Source organism: Erysipelatoclostridium sp. An15, from assembly GCF_002160675.1.
GTDB classification, from domain to species: domain Bacteria; phylum Bacillota_I; class Bacilli_A; order Erysipelotrichales; family Coprobacillaceae; genus Thomasclavelia; species Thomasclavelia merdavium.
Genome location: NZ_NFLA01000011.1, coordinates 1 through 16,917 on the forward strand (window position 1 = coordinate 1; position 16,917 = coordinate 16,917).

The 16,917-nt window shown below is 30.7% G+C and carries 16 protein-coding genes; all 16 read left to right on the forward strand.

The genetic code is table 11. The features are described from left to right. Window positions 1-558: aldo/keto reductase (locus B5E92_RS05340; protein WP_143357569.1), on the forward strand; the 558-nt coding region annotated here is incomplete at its 5' end. A gap of 22 nt (window positions 559-580) precedes the next feature. Then, window positions 581-1,198 carry a flavodoxin family protein gene (locus B5E92_RS05345; protein WP_087299938.1) on the forward strand — a complete coding sequence of 206 codons (618 nt, stop codon included), beginning with the start codon at window positions 581-583 and terminating at the stop codon, window positions 1,196-1,198. Between the two features lie 270 nt (window positions 1,199-1,468). After that, on the forward strand, window positions 1,469-2,113 hold the full coding sequence (locus B5E92_RS05350; protein WP_087299940.1) for a hypothetical protein: 645 nt from the start codon (window positions 1,469-1,471) through the stop codon (window positions 2,111-2,113). A 151-nt stretch (window positions 2,114-2,264) separates the two neighbouring features. Next, window positions 2,265-2,855: an ECF transporter S component gene (locus B5E92_RS05355; protein ID WP_087299942.1), complete on the forward strand. Its 591-nt coding sequence runs from the start codon at window positions 2,265-2,267 to the stop codon at window positions 2,853-2,855. A gap of 256 nt (window positions 2,856-3,111) precedes the next feature. After that, a complete protein-coding gene (locus tag B5E92_RS05360) occupies window positions 3,112-5,208 on the forward strand; it encodes a PTS transporter subunit IIABC (RefSeq protein ID WP_087299944.1) in 2,097 nt (698 codons plus the stop codon). A 13-nt stretch (window positions 5,209-5,221) separates the two neighbouring features. Next, window positions 5,222-6,049, forward strand: a complete 828-nt coding sequence (locus B5E92_RS05365; RefSeq protein WP_087299946.1) for a PRD domain-containing protein — start codon at window positions 5,222-5,224, stop codon at window positions 6,047-6,049. A gap of 199 nt (window positions 6,050-6,248) precedes the next feature. Next, window positions 6,249-7,244 carry a mannose/fructose/sorbose PTS transporter subunit IIA gene (locus tag B5E92_RS05370; protein ID WP_087299948.1) on the forward strand — a complete coding sequence of 332 codons (996 nt, stop codon included), beginning with the start codon at window positions 6,249-6,251 and terminating at the stop codon, window positions 7,242-7,244. A gap of 19 nt (window positions 7,245-7,263) precedes the next feature. Next, on the forward strand, window positions 7,264-8,076 hold the full coding sequence (locus B5E92_RS05375) for a PTS mannose/fructose/sorbose transporter subunit IIC (protein WP_087299951.1): 813 nt from the start codon (window positions 7,264-7,266) through the stop codon (window positions 8,074-8,076). Window positions 8,077-8,099: 23 nt separating this feature from the next. Next, window positions 8,100-9,017 carry a PTS system mannose/fructose/sorbose family transporter subunit IID gene (locus B5E92_RS05380; protein WP_087299953.1) on the forward strand — a complete coding sequence of 306 codons (918 nt, stop codon included), beginning with the start codon at window positions 8,100-8,102 and terminating at the stop codon, window positions 9,015-9,017. A 38-nt stretch (window positions 9,018-9,055) separates the two neighbouring features. Then, window positions 9,056-9,439, forward strand: coding sequence for a DUF956 family protein (locus tag B5E92_RS05385; protein ID WP_087299955.1), 384 nt, complete (start codon window positions 9,056-9,058; stop codon window positions 9,437-9,439). Window positions 9,440-9,593: 154 nt separating this feature from the next. After that, complete coding sequence (locus B5E92_RS05390) at window positions 9,594-10,478, forward strand: alpha/beta hydrolase (protein ID WP_087299957.1); 885 nt, start codon at window positions 9,594-9,596, stop codon at window positions 10,476-10,478. A 16-nt stretch (window positions 10,479-10,494) separates the two neighbouring features. Then, window positions 10,495-10,662: a hypothetical protein gene (locus tag B5E92_RS15480; protein ID WP_158095192.1), complete on the forward strand. Its 168-nt coding sequence runs from the start codon at window positions 10,495-10,497 to the stop codon at window positions 10,660-10,662. Window positions 10,663-10,961: 299 nt separating this feature from the next. Further along, the gene (locus B5E92_RS05395; protein WP_087299959.1) at window positions 10,962-11,609 is read left to right on the forward strand and encodes a DUF4405 domain-containing protein; all 648 of its coding nucleotides are present in this window, start codon (window positions 10,962-10,964) and stop codon (window positions 11,607-11,609) included. A gap of 12 nt (window positions 11,610-11,621) precedes the next feature. Beyond that, window positions 11,622-12,257 (forward strand): flavodoxin, encoded by a 636-nt coding sequence (locus tag B5E92_RS05400; protein WP_087299961.1) that lies wholly within the window; start codon window positions 11,622-11,624, stop codon window positions 12,255-12,257. Between the two features lie 19 nt (window positions 12,258-12,276). Beyond that, on the forward strand, window positions 12,277-13,437 hold the full coding sequence (locus B5E92_RS05405) for an iron-containing alcohol dehydrogenase (protein ID WP_087299963.1): 1,161 nt from the start codon (window positions 12,277-12,279) through the stop codon (window positions 13,435-13,437). Window positions 13,438-13,808: 371 nt separating this feature from the next. Further along, window positions 13,809-16,838 carry a SpaA isopeptide-forming pilin-related protein gene (locus B5E92_RS05410; RefSeq protein WP_087299965.1) on the forward strand — a complete coding sequence of 1,010 codons (3,030 nt, stop codon included), beginning with the start codon at window positions 13,809-13,811 and terminating at the stop codon, window positions 16,836-16,838. Window positions 16,839-16,917 lie beyond the last annotated feature (79 nt).

Genomic DNA, 16,917 nt, shown 5'->3' on the forward strand with positions numbered 1-16,917 from the left:
CAATTAGATTATATTGATTTAGTATTATTGCATCAACCATTCAATGATTACTATGGAGCATATAAAGCATTAGAAGATTTATATAAAGAAGGAAAAATCAAAGCAATCGGTGTATCAAACTTCTATCCCGATCGTTTAGTTGATTTAGCTATCTTCAGTGATGTTAAACCAGCTGTAAACCAAGTAGAAGTAAATGTATTCCATCAACAAACAACAGCTCAAACATATAATAAAAAATATGAAGTTCAAATGGAAGCATGGGCACCGTTTGCTGAAGGAAGAAACAACATGTTTACAAATCCAGAATTAAAAGCAATTGGTGATAAATATGGTAAATCTATTGCGCAAGTAATTTTAAGATGGTTAGTACAAAGAGGAATTGTACTACTAGCAAAATCAGTTAAAAAAGAAAGAATGCAAGAAAATATTAATATCTTTGACTTTGAATTAAGTGATGAAGATATGGCAGTAATTGCTAAAATGGATAAAAAAGAAAGTTCATTCTTTGATCATTATGATGCTTCAACAGTAGAAATGATTGCTGGATTGAACAGATAAGATAGGAGAAGTGTTTGATAAAATGAAAGTTATTTTAATTAATGGAAGTCCTAACGCTAGAGGCTGTACATATACAGCCTTAAGCGAAGTAGCTCAAACTTTAGAAGACGAAGGAATTGAAACCGAAATTATCCATGTCGGTCATAAAGATATTCGTGGATGTATTGGTTGTCGTAAATGTAAAACTTTAGGAAAATGTATTTTTAATGATATCGTAAATGAAGTTGCTCCTAAATTTAAAGAATGTGATGGAATCGTAATTGGTTCACCAGTATATTTTGCATCTGCAAATGGAACATTGATTTCTTTTGTTGATCGTTTATTCTATAGTATGACTGAAGACAAAACAATGAAAGTTGGAGCTGCAGTTGTTTCAGCTCGTCGGGCAGGAAATACGGCAACATTTGATGAAATCAACAAATACTTTACAATTTCACAAATGCCAGTAGTTTCTAGTCAATATTGGAATATGGTACATGGAAATAATGCCGAAGAGGTTAAACAAGATCTTGAAGGGTTACAAACAATGAGAACATTAGGAAGAAATATGGCATTTTTAATCAAGAGTATTCATTTAGGTAAAGAAAAATATGGTTTACCTGAAAAAGAAGAATCAGTTCATACTAATTTTATTCGCTAAATAATAGGTACTTAGTTATTAAAATATCATTATTTTATCTTCTAGATACAGAATTTATTTTCTGTATCTTTTTTGCCGATTTTCTAATATTAGTATTTGAATTAAAAATAAGATGCAATTATTTAAATAAAAAATATAGTATTAAAATAATAATTAATATTCAGAACTCGATGGCTTTATTTTGCATTATTGTTCATACAATATTGAACTATAATACCATATTGTGTAAAATATTTTAGTGATTATGTGAAATGAAGGGAGATAGATACTATGAAAAGGATATTGATCATTATATTTACTATTTTTACATTAATGAGTATTACAGGTTGTAATAATACCGCAAATAATTCAAAAGGGGATACTGGATCAAGTTCAGATACAAATGAAAATACGACAAACAGTAATTCTACTTACGAAGATGAAGGGAAAATAAGTGAGAAAGAATACAAGAAACTAATCCAAATGCAAAAAGATTACAATGCTAAAGAGTTATATACAAAAATTGAATATGATCATAATAAAAATGAAATTGACATGATTTCAGTTGGAAACTCAATTGATATGTCTGATTCAAATGCTTTTTTCTATTTTTATGATGTCGAAAGCGATAATTTTTATTTAGTTGATGCAGAAGTAGATTATTCATGGTATGTATATAATGCTAATGAGGATAAAGTTTATTATCGTGATTCTAAAGAAATAGAAAAAGGATATCATACTATGTCTGATTATATCTATAAACCATTTGATAAGGATACATATCTTTTAGGCGAATTTCAAGAAAGTTATAATAAATTTCTTGAAAAATATCAAATAGATGATATTTCAGAAGTGGAATATTATTTAGAAAAGAGATTAGCTGCAAGACTTCAATATGGACCATATGCACCAGAAGGAGAAAAGCAAGAAGAGTAATGCTGAAATGTTTAAAATAGGGATTTCTTGTATCAACAGTATAAGAAATCTTCTTTTTTATAGATAATAATCAAAAAAAGATTTATAATAATAGCTATTTTCTTCTAGTGTAGATTGGTTTATACTGTTGTTGGTTAAAGGAGATGGAATTATGCATACTAATAAAATATTAAAAATCGTAATGATTGGGTTAATGGCAGGATTATGTTATATATCTTTCATGTTTTTTCAAATTAAAATACCAACACCAGGTGGTTTTACTTCATTTCATTTAGGAAATACTTTTTGTGTTTTAGCAGCACTTTTATTAGGTGGTTTAGAAGGTGGCTTGGCAGGAGCAATAGGAATGGGAATTGCCGATTTACTAGATCCAACATATGCAATCGTAGCTCCTAAAACAATGATTTTAAAATTAGGGATTGGTCTAGTAACTGGTTTTGTTGCACACAAGATTTTTCACGTTCAAAAATTAGAAGGGAAAAAATTATTGAAGGCAGTTGTTTTATCAACTAGTGCGGGAATGTTATTTAATATAGTAGGAGAACCAGTTTTCTCATACTTTTATACTGCTTTTGTTTTAGGTTCACCACATGATGCCGCTGCTGCTTTGGCTTCTTGGAATGCAATAACAACAGCTGTAAATGCAATTCTTGCAATTGTTATTTCATCGATTTTGTATATAAATATCCAGCCACGGTTAAAAAATAATGGTATCTTAAAAAAATTAGCGGTAAAAGAATAATATTAGCTAGTTTTATTTGTAAAAAACAAAAAAGAACTTGACAAATTTTTAATAATGATAAGAATAATTTATAGAGATAAGTTAGTATTTTAATAGATAAAAAAAGTCCATATGCTTATATAGTTATAAAACCAACTAATGTCTATTATGTAGATAGTTTTATGGCTTTTTTTATATAAACCTTTTAAATGATTGAAAAGACTGTTCCAAAAGAGGGACGGTACAGTTTAATGGTTGTAAAATGAAAGAGGGAAGTATGAAATCAAAAATTTTAGGAGTATTGCAAAGGATTGGACGTAGCTTTATGTTACCAATTGCCTTGTTACCAATTGCAGGATTCTTTTTAGGGATAGGTAGATCTTTAACTAATGAAACTACTATTCAAACCCTTCATTTAGACGCATTTTTAGGACAAGGAACATTTGTTAATAGCTTTTTAACGATTTTAACAAAAGTTGGAACAGTGCTGTTTAATAATCTACCATTAATTTTTGCAGCGTCAGTTGCTTTAGGAATGGCTAAAAAAGCTAAAGAAGTAGCAGTTTTATCGTCGATTATAGCATTTTTTGTTATGCACACAACTATCAATAGTATGTTAACGTTAGATGGAATGCTTATAAATGATCAGATTGCTGGTCATGTTTTACAAGGGACGATTACTTCGGTTTGTGGAATTAATTCTTTAGAAATGGGGGTTTTTGGTGGCATAATTGTTGGTTTAGGGGTTGGCTTTTTGCATAATCGTTTTTATCAAATTGAACTGCCTAGTGTTTTATCGTTTTTTGAAGGAGAACGTTTTATTCCAATCATTTCGGCAATTGTTTATGTTTTCGTTGGAATTGTGATGTTTTATTTTTGGCCATTTGTTCAAAATTTGATTTTTGAATTAGGACACCTAATTTCATCTACTGGTTATTTTGGTACCTTTGTCTATGGAATGATTGAAAGATTACTAGTGCCTTTTGGTTTACATCATGTCTTTTATTTACCATTTTGGCAAACTGCAATTGGTGGTTCAATGTTAGTTAATGGCACAATGGTTTATGGGGCTCAAAATATTTTCTTTGCTCAGCTAGCTGATCCTAGTGTAGTTCATTTCAGCAGTGAAGCAACTAAATATTTTACTGGTAAATTTATTTTTATGATTTTTGGTTTACCAGGAGCAGCTTTAGCGATGTATCAATGTGCTAAACCGGAAAAAAGAAAAGCAATTGGTAGTTTATTATTAACAGCTTCGCTTACAAGTATGTTAACAGGAATTACGGAACCATTAGAGTTTACTTTTTTGTTTTCAGCGCCATTGTTATTTGGAATCGAAGTTATTTTAGCTGGAAGTGCTTATATGATTGCTCATATTTGTAATATCGCAGTTGGTTTAACATTTTCTGGCAGTTTGATTGATCTTATTGTATTTGGGGTTTTACAAGGGAATAGTAAAACAAGCTGGCTTTTAATGATTCCAATAGGAATTGTATATTTTGGATTATATTATTTTAGTTTTAGATTTTTGATTAAAAAATTGAATTTGAAAACAATTGGTAGAGAAGATGATGACCGTTTAGTTGTTTTTAAAAAGCCTAAAATTGGTGATAAAAAAATATTTGATGAAATAGAAGTAGATAAACAAATCCAAATGATTGTTCGTGGATTAGGGGGCCGAGATAATTTTAGTGATTTAGATTGTTGTATTACCCGATTACGAGCGGCGATTGTAAATACTGATTTAGTAAGTGAGAGTTTATTGAAACAAGCTGGGGCAGCAGCAATAGTGTTACAAGGAAATAATATCCAAATTATTTATGGTCCTAAAGCATCTTCAGTTAAAGTAAGATTAGAGGAATATTTACAAAATATTCCCCCTGAATATGATGAATTACCAGTTAAAGAAAATAAAGAAACTTCAGTAATTGAAATAGGTAATGTTGTTGATGGAGAAGTATTACCAATTGAGGATTCATGTGATGATCTTTTTGCCCATAAGTTATTAGGTGATGGTGTAATGATTAAACCTTATCATGGTTTAGTTGTAGCACCATGCAATGGAATTATTACGATGGTTTATCCAACTAAACACGCTCTTGGTATTCAGCTTGATAATGGCTATGAGTTATTGATTCATTTTGGAATTAATACCGTTAATTTACAAGGAAATGGTTTTGAATTATTGGTAAATGCAAATCAAAGAGTAAAAAAAGGTGATTTATTATGGAACGCGGATTTAGAGTATATCAAGGAAAATGCAGTTAGTGAAAATATATTATTAGTAGTTACAAAGATAGATGATAATTGTCAAATTGAAAAAGAATATGGCAAAAAAGATAGTGGTACAACAATATTAAGGTTATGTAATTGAAAAGGGATAGAGTATGTATAAAATAATAAAAGTATTAAATAATAATACCGTTTTAGCTGCTTTTGAAAATGATGAAGTAATTATTATGTATAAAGGGATTGGTTTTGGTAAAAAAGTTAATCAAGAAATCGAAATACCTAAAAATGCCAAAAAATTTTTGATGCAGAAAAACTATAATTCAAAAATGAAATCTAATAATATTATTAATTACATTGATCCAGTTTATCTTGAAATTGCTTTTGAAATCATTAAATTAGCAGTTGAAAAATTTGGTCGTGTTGATAACGATATACTTTTACCATTAGCTGATCATATTTATTTTGCAATTAAAAGAATGGCTGAAAATATCATGCCTTCAAATCCATTTTTAGATGACATTAAATTATTATTTCCTGATGAATATGAAGTAGCTTTACAAGGAAAAGAAGTAATCGATAAATTTGTAGCAGTTAAAATCAATGATGATGAAGTTGGATTCATTACGTTACATATCCATTCAGCAATCTCATCAAATCAAGTTGTTGAATCAATGGAAGCAACGCGAGTTATTCATGAAAGTATTGATAAATTACAAAAAGATTTAAATATCGTTATTGATGTTAATTCAATATCTTATGCTCGGTTAATGAATCATATCAAGTTTTTGATTTTAAGATTAAATACTAATGAAAAGTTACAGATGGATATCAGTGAGTTTACTAAAGAAAAATTTCCATTTGCTTATTTACAAGCGGTTAATATGTGTAATGCATTATCTAAAGCTTTAAATAAAGAATTACCAGAAACTGAAGTTGGTTATTTAGCACTACATCTAGAGCGAATTTTATCTAGTATCGTTTAATTTTAAAACGTTGCTTGACAAATTTAGCCCTTTAATGCTATGATTGTTGCATAAAAGAATACTTAATAGTGTGTAACTGGTGAGGCAGGCATTAACTATTTTTAAGATTTAATATCCATGGGATTATTATATCTTTTAATAGTTATGTCTGCTTTTTTTGCGTTGTTGAGTATTTAAAAGAAAGGGAGGAATTTATATTATGGTAGGAATTATCCTTGCTAGTCATGGAGAATTTGCAAACGGTATTTTGCAATCTGGGTCAATGATTTTTGGTGAGCAAAAAGATGTTAAAGCTGTAACATTGCAACCAAGCGAAGGACCTGATGATTTAAAAGCAAAAATGGAAGCAGCAATTGCTACCTTCGAAAATCAAGAACAAGTATTGTTCTTAGTTGATTTATGGGGTGGAACACCATTTAACCAAGCTAATGGTTTAATTGCTGGTCATGAAGACACATGGGCTATTGTTACCGGACTTAATTTACCAATGTTAATTGAAGCTTATGCTTCAAGAATGTCAATGGAAACAGCTCATGAAATTGCAACACACATTACAGAAGTTGCTCGTGAAGGGGTTAAAGTTAAACCAGAAACTTTAGAACCAGAAAAACCATCAGCAAAAGCAGCACCTGTTGCTACACCTCAAGGAGCAATCCCAGAAGGAACAGTTATTGGTGATGGTAAAATAAAATATGTATTAGCACGTGTTGATACAAGATTATTACATGGACAAGTTGCTACTACATGGACAAAAACTACACAACCAAATCGTATCATCGTTGTTTCTGATTCTGTGGCCCATGATAATTTGCGTAAACAAATGATTGAACAAGCTGCGCCACCAGGAGTAAGAGCTAACGTTGTTCCAATTCACAAAATGATTGAAGTTGCTAAAGATCCACGTTTTGGTAACACTAAAGCAATGTTATTATTCGAAACACCTCAAGATGCTTTAAAAGCCATTGAAGGTGGGGTCGATATTAAAGAATTAAACATTGGATCTATGGCTCATTCACTTGGAAAAGTTGTTGTTAATAAAGCAATTGCTATGGGTGAAGATGATGTTAAAACAATTGAAAAATTAAAAGAAAAAGGAATTAAATTTGATGTACGTAAAGTACCTAGTGATTCTAATGAAAACATGGATACTTTATTGAAAAAAGCTAAAGCTGAATTAGCTAACGCATCAAAATAATTAAACAGGAGGAATTATAATGTCTTTAATTACAATAATTTTAATCGTTATAGTTGCCTTATTAGCTGGTATGGAAGGAATCTTAGATGAATTCCAATTTCATCAACCGCTAGTGGCATGTACATTAATTGGTTTAGTAAGTGGACATCTAACTGAAGGAATTATTTTAGGTGGTTCATTACAAATGATTGCCTTAGGATGGGCAAACGTTGGAGCAGCAGTTGCTCCCGATGCAGCTTTAGCATCTGTTGCTTCTGCTATTATCATGGTGTTAGGATTACAAGGTGGAACTACTGATGTTCAAACAGCAATCTCTACATCAATTGCTGTTGCTATCCCACTTTCAGTAGCTGGTTTATTCTTAACAATGATTTGTCGTACTATTGCAATTCCAATGGTGCATTTTATGGATAGTGCTGCTGAAAAAGGAAATTTTAGAACAATGGAAATGTGGCATGTTTTAGCAATTTTATTACAAGGGGTTCGTATTGCTATTCCTGCTGCTGCACTTTGTATCGTACCAGCTTCAGTAGTAACTGATGCTTTAAATCAAATGCCTGCCTGGTTATCTGGCGGAATGACTGTTGGTGGTGGAATGGTTGCCGCAGTTGGTTATGCAATGGTTATCAATATGATGTCAACTAAAGAAACTTGGCCATTCTTTGCTTTAGGTTTCGTATTAGCAGCTATTGGTGAATTAACATTAATTGCATTAGGTGCTATCGGTGTTGCATTAGCATTAATCTATTTAGGATTAAAAGAAAATGGTGGTTCTGGAAGCGGTGGAACTAGTTCTGGCGATCCATTAGGTGATATATTAAATGATTATTAAAATCTTGAAGGAGGAAAAAAACAATGGCAGAAAAAATTAAATTATCAAAAAAAGATCGTTTATCAGTCGCTTGGCGTCATCAGTTCCTTCAAGGTTCTTGGAACTATGAACGTATGCAAAATGGTGGTTGGTGTTATTCAATTATTCCAGCTATCAAAAAATTATATTCTAATAAAGATGATCAAATTGCAGCTTTAAAAAGACATATGGAATTCTATAATACTCACCCATATGTATCTGCTCCAGTTATGGGGGTTACATTAGCATTAGAAGAAGAAAGAGCTAATGGTGCCAAAATTAATGATCAAGCTATCCAAGGGGTTAAAGTTGGAATGATGGGACCTCTTGCTGGGGTTGGGGATCCAGTATTCTGGTTTACTTTAAGACCTATTCTTGGGGCTTTAGGTGCTTCTTTAGCATTAAGTGGAAACATTATTGGACCTTTATTATTCTTCTTTGCATGGAATATTATCAGAATGGCATTTATCTGGTATACACAAGAATTTGGGTATAAAGTTGGTACATCAATTGCTCAAGATTTATCAGGTGGTTTACTTGGTAAAATTACTCAAGGAGCTTCAATTTTAGGGATGTTTATCATTGGTGCTCTAGTTCAACGTTGGGTAACTATTTCATTTACACCAATCGTATCTACAGTAACTCAATCTGAAGGTGCATATATTGATTGGGATAAAGTTAAATCTGGAGCTGATGGAATTAAATATGCTTTAGAACAATATAGTACTTTAGGAGCAGATGGTCTAAATGTTGAAAAAGTAACTACATTACAACAAAACTTAGATCAATTAATTCCAGGTTTAGCAGCTTTATTATTAACATTATTATGCTGCTGGTTATTAAGAAAGAAAGTTTCACCAATTGTAATTATCGTTGCATTATTCGCAGTTGGTATTATTGCACGTCTTTGTAGAATCATGTAAGATAAAAATATCGATAAAAAATATTTAGGAGGAATAACATGGTACAATCTTTAAACACTAAAGTAGATTTAACAATTAAAGCCACTTCTTATTTAGGTTTAGCGACTTATGGGAAAGTAATGGTTGGCGATAAAGCTTTTGAATTTTATAATGAAAAAAATATTCGCGATTATATTCAGATTCCTTGGGAAGAGGTTAGTTGTGTAATGGCTTCAGTAATGTTTAAAGGAAAATGGATTCCTCGCTTTGCCATCAAGACTAAACAAAATGGAAATTTCACATTTTCTACAAGGGATAATAAAGCGCTATTAAGAGCGGTCAATAAATATATTCCTTCTCAAAATATGGTTAGATCACTAAGCTTTTTCCAGGTTGTTGGTCGGGGCTTAAAATCGATTTTTATCAGAAAAAAGAAAAAATAAAAATAACTAAAACTGTCGGTAAAACGGCAGTTTTTTTATTATGCTTGCCAGGTATACTGAAATGCGATATTGGTATTGTACTTTAAAAAATAACTTTAATAAAATATAGTTAGAAAAAGAAAAATATATTATTAATTGATATAAGGAGGTCAAAATGAATTCAAATACATTAGTAAATAGTGTTATTAATAACCCAAAATTTAAAAACTTTGGCAGATTTATTTTTCCTAGTGGTTTTAATCAGCCAACACCAACAATGAAAATAAGTAATATAAATTCATTATTACCTTATCATAGCTATATTAATACCAATACAACAATTGAAGTATTAGAATACTTTGAAAATCAAGTAAACAATGGGCAAACAATATTCTATGATATCTATTCACCTGAAGAAAAAGCAAGTGATCCAAGTAAAGAAGATACGGGATTATTCTTCTTTAAAGGTAAAAAGAATGCTCCATTTGCTTTGATTAGCGCTGGCGGCGGTTTTGTTTATGTTGGCTCAATTCATGAAAGCTTTCCTCATGCTTTAAAACTATCTAGACAAGGATATAACGCCTTTGCTTTACAATATCGCACATATAGCGGACAAACGGCATGTGTTGATCTAGCTAGGGCGATAGCGTTTATCTTTGAACATGCTAAAGAATTAGAAGTCGATACTAATTGTTATTCACTTTGGGGTGGTTCAGCTGGTGCGAGAATGGCTGCTTATTTAGGTTCATATGGTCCTGGTTCCTTTGGTCAAAATCTATATCCACGTGCTGGTACTGTAGTAATGCAATATACCGGGCATAATGACTACACCCCAAATGATCCACCTACTTATGTTTGTGTTGGTAAAAATGATGGTATTGCTTATTGGAAAACTATGGAGCGAAGAATAAATCGTTTAAAGCATTGTGGCATTCCTACAGAATTTCATGTATATCCTAATTTAGGTCATGGTTTTGGTTTAGGAGTTGGGACTTTGGCAGAAGGATGGATAAATGATGCAATAGCATTTTGGCAACAGCAAATCGATAAAACTAAATAAAAAAGGAGGATTAATATTGAAAAAAGTTTTCACTATTATCTTGATGATGTTTTTAGTTATTGGTTTAAGTAGTTGTCAAAATAATCAAGATCAAATGGCAAATGAAGATACAAGTATTTTAGTTGCTTATTATCGACCCAATTCATTTGACTGTTCTAGTGATGATATAAAAGAGGGGAGTTAGATATTCAAGAAATTGTCGATATTATTGATGAAAATATTGAGGCTGATTTTTTTGAAATTGAAACTGAACAGGAATATTCACAAAATCTAGATGAATTATCTAATCAGATTCAAATGAAAAAAATAGCGATTATCCTCAGTTAAAAAGTAAGGTAGCTTGATGATGATATGATCGCTGGTTAACCAATATATTCAATAGTTAATATTATTTTGTGAAATTATGTGTTTTCAAAAAAACAATTGACCGGTTGTAACTACCGGTTGATAAAATCTAAATCGAAAAGAAGGTGGTGTTTTTAGTTGAAAGTAAAACGTATTTTAGATGTTGTTATGTTTATACTGTTATTATTTTTGATGGCCTTTTTCAACACTGGTCAAACAGTTCACGAAGTATTAGGAATATTGATGGCGATATGCTTTATTATTCATCATGTTTTAAATAGAAACTGGTACAAAACAGTTTTTAAAGGAAAGTATCCATTATTAAAAAAGGTCTATATCGTAGTTAATTTTCTTTTATTAGTCGATGTTGTTTTTCTAGTATTGAGCGGGTTATCAATGTCAAGATTATTACCATTTTTAAGTTTTATGCCAGTTTCATTAGCTAGAAGAGTTCATTTAACTTTATCTTATTGGGGTTTTGTATTAATGGCAGTACATTTTGGATTGCATATTCAAAGTATTTCAAGACCACTAGCTAAGAAATTTGAAGATAGTTCTAAAGTAGTAAAAACAATTATCTTTTTGGTTATTCCTTATGGATTAGCATTATTTGGTTTAATTATGTTTATTAAAAATCAATTGATTACATATTTATTTATGTTGACTGATTTTGTTAATGTTGATAGCAGTATAAATTTGGTGAGATATATATTTGAGTATTTAGGAATTTTCAGTTTATTTGGACTTTTAACATATATTGCAATTAAAAATATTAAAAAAACATAAGGAGTGAGATTAATGAAAAAATTTTTATTAGCTTTATTAGTAATGCTGGTATTTGTTACTGGATGTTCATCTAATAACCAAAGTAATAACGATGAATCTAGTGGAAATACAAATGAAAGTCAAGATGCTACTAATGATCAAACAACAACAACAGAAGATAGTAATATTTTAATTGCTTATTTTTCAAAAACGGGCAATACTGAAGCGATTGCTCAAGAAATTCAAAGTTTAACTAATGGTACATTAGTAGAAATTGAAACAGTTGAACCATATCCAGATTCATATTCAGAAACTGTTGATATTGCTGAATCTGAAAAAGAAGCCAATGCTCGTCCAGAGATTTCAACAACAGTTGATAATATGGATCAATATGACACTATCTTTATTGGTTATCCAATCTGGTGGTATACTTATCCGCAAGTTATCTTAACATTCTTCGACAATTATGATTTGACTGGTAAAACAATTGTTCCATTTGTAACTCACGGTGGTAGTGGTATGAGTGGTACTGAAGATGATATGCGTGAGTATTTAAGTGATAAAGACGTTACAGTATTAGATGGTCTTGCTGTAAGTCGAAATGATATTGAAGAAGACCAAAGTCAAACAGTTACAAACTGGCTAGAAGAGTTAGGTTTTATTAAATAAGAAAAGAGGTAATTATATTATGAACAACTTTAAAATGACTAATATGCCTAAAGTTTATTTTGGACAAGGGGCTTTAAAAGAAGCTCTAAATACTGAATTAAAAACAGTAGGAGATAACGTATTATTAGCTTATGGTGGCGGATCTATTAAGAAAACTGGAATTTATGATGAAGTTGTCACTTTACTTAAAGAAGCTGGTAAAAATATTTTTGAATTTAATGGTATTATGTCTAATCCAACTTATGCTAAAGTCTTAGAAGGGGCTAAAATTGTTAAAGACAATCAAATTGATTTTATTATCGCTGTTGGTGGTGGATCAGTTATTGACTGTTGTAAGATTGTTAGTGCCCAAGCTAAAGTTGATCAAGATATTTGGCAAATGGAATTTGTTGATGGAAAATTACCAACTGAATTTATTCCAATGGCAGCTGTTACAACAGCTTCAGGAACTGGATCAGAAATGAATAATGGTGCTGTTATTACTAACGAAGAATTAAAAATTAAAGCCGGAATGTTAGGAGCTTTATCAAAGTTTGCTGTATTAGATCCAGCTTATACATTAACAGTCCCAATGAAACAAGTTGTTTCTGGAGCTTTTGATACATTAAGCCATGCAATGGAAACATATTTTGGAAAACCGCTTGAAAACAATGTTTCTGATGAAATCAATGAAGCAATCATGCGTAATACTATTAGAAATATTAGAGCAGCAATTAAAGAGCCTCAAGATATTCAAGCTCGTAGTGAATTAATGTGGGATTCAGCAATGGCTGAAAATGGTATTTTAAAATTAGGAAAAGTAACTGATTTCCAAGCTCATCAAATTGAACACCAATTAGGAGCTTATACTGATTGTAATCATGGTCAAGGATTAGCAGTAATTCATCCAGTATTATATCGTCATATTTATGAAGCAGGAGTTTCTAAATTTGCTCGTTTTGCTAAAGAAGTATGGCATGTAGATGATACTAATTTAACTGAAAAAGAAACAGCTTTAAAAGGAATTGAAGCATTAGCAGATTTTATTAAAGAAATTGGATTACCAACTACTTTAACACAAATGAATATTACTGATGTAGATATGCTTAAAAAAGTAGCAGATTCATCTAATATTACAGCTGGATGCTGTAAACAATTAAGCCACGATGAAATTTTCGAAATCTTAAAAGAATGTCTATAAAAATATCGAATTTGTCTCAAATTTATATAATTGCAGTATCAAAAATATCAATATCAAATTATAAATAAGCTAAAAATATTGATAAAATTTAGATAAAAGACAAAATTTATTACAATTTATTAAATCTTTATTCCCTGGTGCTTGCTTTACAACTAAATTGGTAAATGATAAGATAAAGCCAAGGAAAGCGAATATTCTATTTTCTCAAAGTACCCGTTCGGGTACTTTTTTAATTATCAAATACTTTAGTTATTGAATTTCGTTTTTCTAAAAGAACAGTTTATAGAAAGAGGGGAATAAAGATGTTTTGTCGTGATCCTTGTTTAAAAGCATTATAAAATGCTTTTTTTATTTTAAGGAGGAAAGTTAAAATGATAAGGTTGAAAAAAAGAAATAAGAAATTGTTTAAAATAATAATTTCTTTACTAATGGTTTTTAGTTGCCTTTTAACAAGTATTAATACTATAAATGCCGCTAGTTATACGGGACCATTTACCCGCGTTAAAGAACTTGATTATCCAGAATGGTGGGCAAGGAAATTAGGCGTTAAACAGTGGAGTACCTGGATGTGTACTTTTAATGGGCAATGGTCTTACTGCCTGGAATCAAGTAAAAATAGTCCTAGTTCTGGTAATAAAACAGCTGAAGAATTAGTAAACTCTAATGAAATGATTAGTAAGCTGCTTTACTATGGTTATGGGGGACCAGCTGCTTTAGAAGGACAGCTTGATGGTAGTGGTACAGGACTAGAAGGTGATGGATTAACAGCACCAGAAACCCATTATCTTTATACTCATGTTTTATTATCAATTGCTTATAGTGGTGATATGATGGGTGTTGATTTGGATGGATTAGAAACTTTAGGAATCGGATTAAAAGGGTTATATAATTATATAGCTAGTTTACCAATGCCAGTTAGTCCAACTTTAAGTGATTCTTTCACTGCTAGTTTTGATCCAGCTACTAAATTACAAAAGACTAATACAGTTACTTTCAACGGGGCTAGTAATGCAGTGATCAATGTTACTTTACAAGATGGGGTTACTCTTCATAATGTGACTACTAATGCTTCTGAAACTGGAACTGTCAGTGTTAGTGGTGGTCAAAGTTTTTATTTAACAGCACCATTAAGTGTAACAGAAGATTATACTAGTGGTAATATTGCCGGTAGTAATTGTACTCGTTTTGTACCGCTAGCAATTTATGGCAGTGGTAATACCCAGACTCATGGCAGTTATACTTATGATGTTGCCAATTTAACATATCATGTTGATTGGATCGATACTGGTCGTTTAGAACTTAGTAAAACTAATACAAATAATGATTTGATTGATGGAGCTATCTTTAATTTAAAATCAATTAGTTTTGAAGGTTATGATGAAAACATAACGGTTACTAATGGTAAATTAGTAGTTGAAAACTTACCAATTGGAACATATGAGTTAAAAGAAATTAGCGCTCCTGATGGTTATTTATTGAATAGTACAACTTTTACAGTTACGATTAATAAAGATGAAACAGCCAGTCAAAGTGTTAGTAATGAAGAACCATTAGGTAAGTTAGAATTAACCAAGAAAATTGATACTAGTAAAACTGATGGTAAATTAGGTGATAGTTATTTAAAAGGTAATGAATATCAATTGATTGCTCGTGATGATATTACCAACCAGGCTAAAACAATTACATATTTTAATAAGGGTGATGTAGTTGCAAAGGGAATAACTGATGAACAAGGGCAGATAACTTTTGATAATTTACATGTGGGTAAGTATTATCTTCATGAAAGTAAAGCTAATGATACTTTAGTATTAAATCCTAATGATATTAATGTTGATATAAATTATCAAGGTCAAACCGTTTCTAAAATTTTAGAAACCAAAGAAACAGCTAATAGAGTAAACATGCAAAAAATACAGGTTCATAAATCTGGGGAAAAAGAAGGGATAAGTGGTTTTGTTAAAGGTTTACAAGGCTGTGAATTTACGTTCAAACTTAAAAGTGAAGTTGATAATGTTGGCTGGGATAATGCTAGTGTATATGATGTAATTACTACTGATGAAAACGGTCGGGCAGCAACTAAATATTTGCCATATGGTACGTATTTAGTTAAAGAAACTAAAACACCGCAGGATTATATGACAGCTCCTGATTTTTTAATTGACATAACAGATGATTATAGTGAATATAGCGATATTGATCAGATAAAAACTATCGATATTAATAATCGTCCTTACACTACGCAATTAAAATTAGTTAAGCGTGATCAAAAAACTAATCAAATTGTAACTTTAAGCAGTGCTTCATTTAAAATTAAAGCTAAAGAAGATATTGTTTCTAACGGTAAAATAATATATCACGCTAATGATACTATTGTTCAAAAAGTTAGTGGTAAAAACTATGACACTTTTACTACCAATAGTGATAATGTCATTGTAAATGATTCATATAGTAATCATGATAATGATCGCGGAACAGTAATTTTACCATTACAATTAGATCCAGGTAAATATTATCTTGAAGAAGTAAAAACGCCAGAAGGCTTTTTGGCTCTAGAAAGTCCAATTGAATTTACGATTGAAAACATTCGTGATTATACAACAGATGAAGATGGTGATCCAATTTTAGAAATCAATGTAGTTAACGATACTCCTAGTGGTAAACTAACAGTTATTAAGAAAATTGATTTAGGTGAAGGTGATTCTAGTCGGGTAAATATCCAGGATTTATCACCAATTAAATTTAGGTTAACAGCTAACAGTAAAATAGTTTCTCCAATTGATGGTAGTGTTATTTATGATCAAGGTGATGTTGTTGGTGAATATAATTTATCATCAGATGGCAATTTAACGATTGAAAACTTACCATTAGGAACAGGTCAAGTAGAATATCAACTTGAAGAAATTGCCACTTTACCAGGTTTGGTTCTTGATGAAAAAAAACATATCGTTGCCTTTGAGCAAAATGATACGACAACCAAAGTTTATAGTCATGAATTAGAAATTGAAAATCAGATTACTAAAGTAGAAGTATTGAAATTAGATAAAGCTAATAATCAAGGTCTAGCAGGAGCTAAATTACAAATTCAAGACCAGGATGGAAATATTATTGATCAATGGCAGTCTGATGGAAGTGGTCATTTGATCCAAGGATTAGTAGTGGGACAAGAATATAAATTAATTGAAACAAAAGCCCCTGATGGATATCAACTTGCTAGTGAACTTACTTTTACGGTTGAAAATACTACTGAAGTCCAAAAAGTTATCATGTATGACCAGGCAATAACCGCTGTTAAGACTGATGATACTGTTTCATTTGATCATTTAATAGTTATTACTTTTAGTAGTGGATTGTTATTGATAGTTTTAGTTTTAAAAGGTTATTTAGCTAAAAAAGAAAATTAATTTTAGATAGTATAAATTATGTTAAGAAGGTTAAATTATATTATGATAATATAATTTAAACCTTCTTTTTTTGTTTAAA

Excerpts from the sequence above, each read along its gene's own strand:
- B5E92_RS05405 (WP_087299963.1), top strand. The coding sequence starts at position 12,277 with ATGAACAACTTTAAAATGACTAATATGCCTAAAGTTTATTTTGGACAA.
- B5E92_RS05355 (WP_087299942.1), top strand. The coding sequence starts at position 2,265 with ATGCATACTAATAAAATATTAAAAATCGTAATGATTGGGTTAATGGCA.
- B5E92_RS05370 (WP_087299948.1), top strand. The coding sequence starts at position 6,249 with ATGGTAGGAATTATCCTTGCTAGTCATGGAGAATTTGCAAACGGTATT.
- B5E92_RS05380 (WP_087299953.1), top strand. The coding sequence starts at position 8,100 with ATGGCAGAAAAAATTAAATTATCAAAAAAAGATCGTTTATCAGTCGCT.
- B5E92_RS05350 (WP_087299940.1), top strand. The coding sequence starts at position 1,469 with ATGAAAAGGATATTGATCATTATATTTACTATTTTTACATTAATGAGT.
- B5E92_RS05385 (WP_087299955.1), top strand. The coding sequence starts at position 9,056 with ATGGTACAATCTTTAAACACTAAAGTAGATTTAACAATTAAAGCCACT.
- B5E92_RS05365 (WP_087299946.1), top strand. The coding sequence starts at position 5,222 with ATGTATAAAATAATAAAAGTATTAAATAATAATACCGTTTTAGCTGCT.
- B5E92_RS05375 (WP_087299951.1), top strand. The coding sequence starts at position 7,264 with ATGTCTTTAATTACAATAATTTTAATCGTTATAGTTGCCTTATTAGCT.
- B5E92_RS05410 (WP_087299965.1), top strand. The coding sequence starts at position 13,809 with ATGATAAGGTTGAAAAAAAGAAATAAGAAATTGTTTAAAATAATAATT.
- B5E92_RS05400 (WP_087299961.1), top strand. The coding sequence starts at position 11,622 with ATGAAAAAATTTTTATTAGCTTTATTAGTAATGCTGGTATTTGTTACT.
- B5E92_RS05345 (WP_087299938.1), top strand. The coding sequence starts at position 581 with ATGAAAGTTATTTTAATTAATGGAAGTCCTAACGCTAGAGGCTGTACA.
- B5E92_RS05390 (WP_087299957.1), top strand. The coding sequence starts at position 9,594 with ATGAATTCAAATACATTAGTAAATAGTGTTATTAATAACCCAAAATTT.
- B5E92_RS05360 (WP_087299944.1), top strand. The coding sequence starts at position 3,112 with ATGAAATCAAAAATTTTAGGAGTATTGCAAAGGATTGGACGTAGCTTT.